Source organism: Hydrocoleum sp. CS-953, from assembly GCF_002260545.1.
Lineage (GTDB): Bacteria > Cyanobacteriota > Cyanobacteriia > Cyanobacteriales > Microcoleaceae > Trichodesmium.
In genome coordinates, this window is record NZ_LGSU01001004.1 from 1 (window position 1) to 5,957 (window position 5,957).

The 5,957-nt window shown below is 36.4% G+C and carries 1 protein-coding gene and 1 pseudogene; both read right to left on the reverse strand.

The features are described 5' to 3' along the window. Nucleotides 1-1,330, reverse strand: a 1,330-nt coding sequence (locus tag AFK68_RS45195) for a DEAD/DEAH box helicase (RefSeq protein ID WP_371357386.1), incomplete at both ends; no start/stop codon positions are given. A 1-nt stretch (nucleotide 1,331) separates the two neighbouring features. Next, nucleotides 1,332-5,087: pseudogene (locus AFK68_RS45200) on the reverse strand (AAA domain-containing protein); the annotation flags it as partial. Between the last annotated feature and the right edge of the window lie 870 nt (nucleotides 5,088-5,957).

The following is a 5,957-nucleotide window of genomic DNA, read 5'->3' on the forward strand; positions in this document are numbered from 1 at the left end:
TCCACCAACCCTCCTTGACTACGCACAACATTAGAAACTTCTGAATACATATTTCCAACCATTCCATAATGTTGTGTAAATAACCCATGACATCCAACAATAACTAATAATTCCTGAGCGCGAGAAAAAGCAACATTTACCCGTTCTGGTTTCTTGGCAAATCCTACTTTTCCCTCCTGATTATTTCTCACCATACTGACAATAATCACCTGTCTTTCCATTCCTTGAAATCTGTCAACTGTTCCGGTTCTAATATGTAGGGATGGAAAATTTTCTGGATTAATTCTCGACTCTATTAGTCGCAACTGGGCATTATAAAATGTGATAATTCCTAATTCTTTCCTGGGCAAACCCTCGGCAATTTTAACAGACCAGGATTTTTCCATTTCAGTACATAATTTTTCAATCACATCAACTTCTTTTTCATTAAAAGGTGATGTTCCTTCTTTTTGTTCCATAAAACTTTCTAACTGTGGCATTTTTACCCACATAATATGTCGATTTTCTTGCAGAATTTTACCTCCTAAATTATGGGCGCGTTGTTGGTCTGGTTCGAGAAGACCGCATTGTAAACGATGCTGATAAAATTGATTAATTGCTCCCATAATATTGGGGTGCATTCGATATTGAATAGTTAACATCTGTTTGATTTTTTCTGTTGCTGTCTCGAAGTGAGTTTTAAAGAGTGACTCTTCTAAAAAGTCTAGTTCTTCTTTGGAAATTTTCATCTCTTCAGCAATTTCTTCGACAGTATTATCATTGAGCATTGGTGGTAATTGGCGATGGTCTCCTACTAATACTAATTTTTTGCCTTTTAATGCCGGAATTAATATTTCTGGGGGAGTACATTTACTAACTTCATCAATTATTACGACGTCGAAACTATTAAATTCTTCGGCAAAGTTCCGACTGGCAGCTTGGACGCAGGTAATACCAATAACATTGGCATTGTCGAGGTAAATTTTCCTCAGATCGTTACTATCTTTTTCTGAAGGTTTTTTGAGTTTTTCTATCCAGTCTTGGATAAATTTTTGGTTGCGGTTGAGGTTAGTTTCTTCTGTCTCTAATTCTTGTTGCCAGTTTTGCTGTTGAATTTTGATTTTATGTAAAAGTTCTATGGCAAATATTTCTGTTTCAGCAACAGTGGGTTTGAGATTTTCTGGAATTTTTGACCATGCTAATTTCCACCAATTTCTCTCTTCAATTAAGTTGGTTGGCACTGTTTGTTCTAATGCTGTTTTAATTTGATTAATTTCTGTTTGGCAAGATTGGAGTTTTTCCTGAAATTTATCGGCTTTTTCTTGGATGGTATTGAATTTTTCTTGGAGAANCCACCAATTTCTCTCTTCAATTAAGTTGGTTGGCACTGTTTGTTCTAATGCTGTTTTAATTTGATTAATTTCTGTTTGGCAAGATTGGAGTTTTTCCTGAAATTTATCGGCTTTTTCTTGGATGGTATTGAATTTTTCTTGGAGAATATTTTTAATTTCTGCAAGAACGGTAAAAGGTTGTAGTAAGGGAGCGATTTTCTCAAGTTGCTTGAGGTTATTTTCCCAAGAATTTACTTTTTCGACAAAATTGGATTTATCGTTTAATACTTCTAATGGTTGCTGTTCAAGATACTGTTTGACTAAATTACGAATTTCTGGAGTAACCTCTACTTGAGGATTTATCTCTTGTAATGCTTGGAGAAACTCTTGATATTTTTGCTCAAGCTTTTGATGGGAATCTTTTCCTTTTTTCTCGACTATCTCTAGTTCTTGTTTATAGTTTTCCAGTAATTGAATATTTGCCTCTGACTGTTCCTGATTTTTCTGGATTTGTTTGAGATTTTTTTGTTTGGAAGGGAGTAAAAATTCACGGGAATTATGGAGGATTTTATTGAAGATTTTATCTATGACTTCTGTGAAAGTTTTTGACAGATTAGCTGGTTCCCACGCCAAACTATATTTCTGCCGACTTTCCTGGAAAAATTGTTTAGTTTTTCTCACTAAATCTTGCCTTTCTTGTTGACCAAGTTGCGGATATATCGCAAATGCTTTAGTAAATTCTTGCCAGTTTTGATAATCTATTTCTGACAAAACTATGGGTGGTTTACTGAGAGTAATCTGCAAAAATTCATCAAAACGATATTCTTTACCTTGAATATTTTTAAAACCACGACTTGACTCTGCATTTAATGCTTTTTCTAATCTTTCCCAATCTGGCAAATTATTAATAGGTTGAGCATAGTCTGGCAAAAGTTCTAATTTTCTCATACTAGCAAGTTTCATCAGACTTTCTGGTAATTCAATTAAATCTAATTGGAAACCTTCACCAGTTTCCCAACATTTTTTCAATTCCTCAAATATCCGCTCTTTACCAATTTTTTTTATCCAAATACCTACTTCGCCAACAACTAAATCTATTTGACTTTTTTGCGTTTCTAATTCTTCTAGCTTTTTTTGTAGATTTTCCGAAACTACCTGTTGTTGCTGAATATCTTTATTTAGCTGCTCAAACTGACTATGACTCTGTTGATAAATCTGTAATAATTTCTCACTTTCCGACATTGCCAAAACTGCCTTTTTTGCCACACCTAAACCATTCTGAAATTCTGGCAACGAAACAACTAAATTTTCCTGAAACCAAGCTGCTAAACCAAAAGCTCCCAATACTGGAATTTCCCAACCAATATCTCTAGCAATATTCCGACCTAAACGCACATTCTCTACCAAATCTTTGACAGACTTTTCCTCCTGACAATAAGGTTGTAAACGAGGTAAAAAATTTCTAATCTCCTCATCTTCCCAATTAACATTAGGTGCAGAATTTAATAAATTCTCCAATCCCAATACCAAAAAATCTAATTCCTTTCTGTCAGTTTCAACTTGCAAAACTTCTCTTTCTAATTCTTTCCGACTTGCCTCCAAAATGTTGTGGCGATCGCTCAACTCCTGCTGTTCACTTACCCATTTTTTCTCCAACTCCAAATAATCATTAAACCTCTCAGACTCTATCAATAAATTCCGTAAAACTTCCACCCGTTGCAGTCGCTCCCGCAAATCTTTTTCGCAGTCATTAGCAGTATTTTTTAACCAAGTATCAATCACCCGCTCCTCCAAAAATGGCTCCCCCTCTTCCTGCACTTTCTCCGCTTTTCCCTTACGCACAGCACGAATAACCGGATTATGCACCAACCTACTCAAAGCATTATCAACCGCCAAATTTGCCTGAGACGCAATCAAAGTCCGCCCCCCGCGCAAAGCAACCTGATAACAAATTTCCGCAATAACAGTAGTTTTCCCAGTACCAGGGGGACCTTGAATTAAAGCCAAATCTGGAACTGCCAAAACCCTTTCCACAGCAGCAAGTTGATTAGTATTGGCAGCAGGTAATAATAAATCTTGAGGTTGCAGTTTGACCGTCTTTTTCGGAACTCGCGCACAGGTAGCATCAAAGAAAAATTCCCCCAAATATGGATTCTGACAGCGACCATTTTGTAAATCTTCTAGCGCTCTGCGTTTCCGTTGCACCTGCGCAATATCCCCAAAAGCGACAAAAAATAGAAACCCTTTAGATGGTATTTTATAACTCCCACGAGAAATACTTTCCAAAATTTCACTATCCAACATTATCCGCACCTGACTCTTTTCCCAGTCAATAGTAGCGATCGCTCCCAACTTTTCCCCATCTCTACCATCCCTACCTGCTGGAGAAATATTAAAAAGCTGAATATCTTGATTTTTTGCCTCGAAAAGTCGCCGTCGAAACTCAAGATCGTCGATAGCACTTTCCGGTGTACCATCAATAGTTGCCGAAGAAATATCAATTTCAAAAGTCACCTTTCTCCTTGCACTACCATAGTTGTGACCGAGAAACTCTACACAAAATTGACGTTTTTCTGCCAGACGTTGCTCTATTTCTACAAAAGTCGTCCAAATAGGAAGTTGGTCTTGTGTAGGTAGGCGATCGCCAAAGAAAGGCATTTTCTGGATAGACCGCACTGCTCCCAACGAAATCTTCCGTCGGAACTGATGTTGTGGCAATAAACGAATTTGCAACGCCAGACTAAACTCATCCTCTTCTGCTGTTTGAGAAATAAACTGCACCGATAATATTTTGAACACCCTGTCGCCATCAATATTAACTGCTCCCCTAAGTTTCAAAGTTTTTTCCCACTCTTTATCCTCCCTATCAGTCGCCATAGTCAGTTCCCAAATTTCTTCCCCCTCTTCCTTTCCCGGTGCTTGACGACGCACATAATATAAATGAGAATCTGACTCCAATATTTCAGACATCAATGATTCTGCTTTAGCGCGACGTTTAGGAAATTCTGGATATTTCTTCATAGCAGTTTCACCCAACTGAGCGCGAACAAACCTATCCACCGCACTACCAACAAACCGATAACCCCAATCTTGAGAAGTCAAAACTTTAGCAGGCAAAACTTTTGTTTCCGCTACCAATACTGGAGTTGTTGGAAGTGGGGAAATAATTTTAGCAGCAACCTCTAACTCCCGTCTACCATCTTCTGAGAATAGGGAAATTAAACCAGATAAATTTGTACCAGTAGGAATATCCGCAGTATTCAGCACAACCTCTAAATTTTGTCGCCCCGGTGAGAGATAACTAGAGCGCACCTGCAACCATTTTAAATTACATAAAACCTCACAAACCGCACCCAGTTGTAACTCCCATCCCCGTTCCACCTGTCGATTTATTTCTACTTCCCCAAAATCAAGAATTGTCGGAATATCCCAACTTGCTCCCTCCCACTCCACATTTTCGGCAACACCATTTAATTTCACCTGACTCAAAATGGGATTAGTATTAGGTTCGGCAAATATGGCAACTTCCCCTTTTTCACCTCCGACTGTTCGCTCCACTGTTAAATTTTCCAGTCGTACTTCCGGAACTGTTATTGTTAATGGAGGTTCGGTGGCAGCAAAAATCACAGTATCGGTGCCGCTACCACGAATAGTAATTGATTTATCAATAGTAAAAGGTGCTTTGTAATCTCCTGGTTGTAGATTAAGTTCATCTCCATCTTTTACCATTTCGAGTAATTGGGGAAAGTTCGATGGGTCGGTTTGAAATATTGCCATTATTAGTTATCAATTATCAATTATCAGTTATCAGCTTTTTCAGTTATCAGTTATCAGTACCTGCTAATGAATTAACTAATGAACTAAGTATTATATCAGGAAATGATATTTTTATCTGCCAAAGTTACTAATTATTTTAAGATTATAAACTGAAATGCAGAATTTGGGTTCAAATATTTTTAACTATTAATCCTCAAAAAAGACTAAATTATGGCAAACTAAAATTTTGGAAAAAAANAAGTATTATATCAGGAAATGATATTTTTATCTGCCAAAGTTACTAATTATTTTAAGATTATAAACTGAAATGCAGAATTTGGGTTCAAATATTTTTAACTATTAATCCTCAAAAAAGACTAAAATTATGGCAAACTAAAATTGTGGCAAAAAATATCGATCATTTAGTAGCATTGTATCAGTTTCATAGAGTAGAAAATTTGTATGAAAGATAAAATTATCAAGACACAAAAATTTCAAAGGAACTTCAGCTTAGTTGAAACTAGCAGACTTTCTAGAGTTCAAGAATTTAGAATGAGCGAATTTAGAATGAGCGAATTACCTCTCCTTGAAAACGGATAGGATTGACAAACAGGAAAATTTTTATTTATTATCCCCTATCCAAGGTCCGGCTTTAAACCAGAATATTTCGGTAAAAAGCCTATTGAAAGTAGTTACTCTGGCTGTATAGTTTATTTAGATTTAATGGCAAGACAAAACTATTGGAAAAGTTTCAAGTATTGGGAAATTAAAGTTGATGAATTAAATCTTGAGTTGAGGTATCAAGATGTTCATTAATTGATAATTGATAATGGATAATTGATAATTACAAGAAGGTTAAAACCGCACGGGAATTGAAGATTGGGAAATATC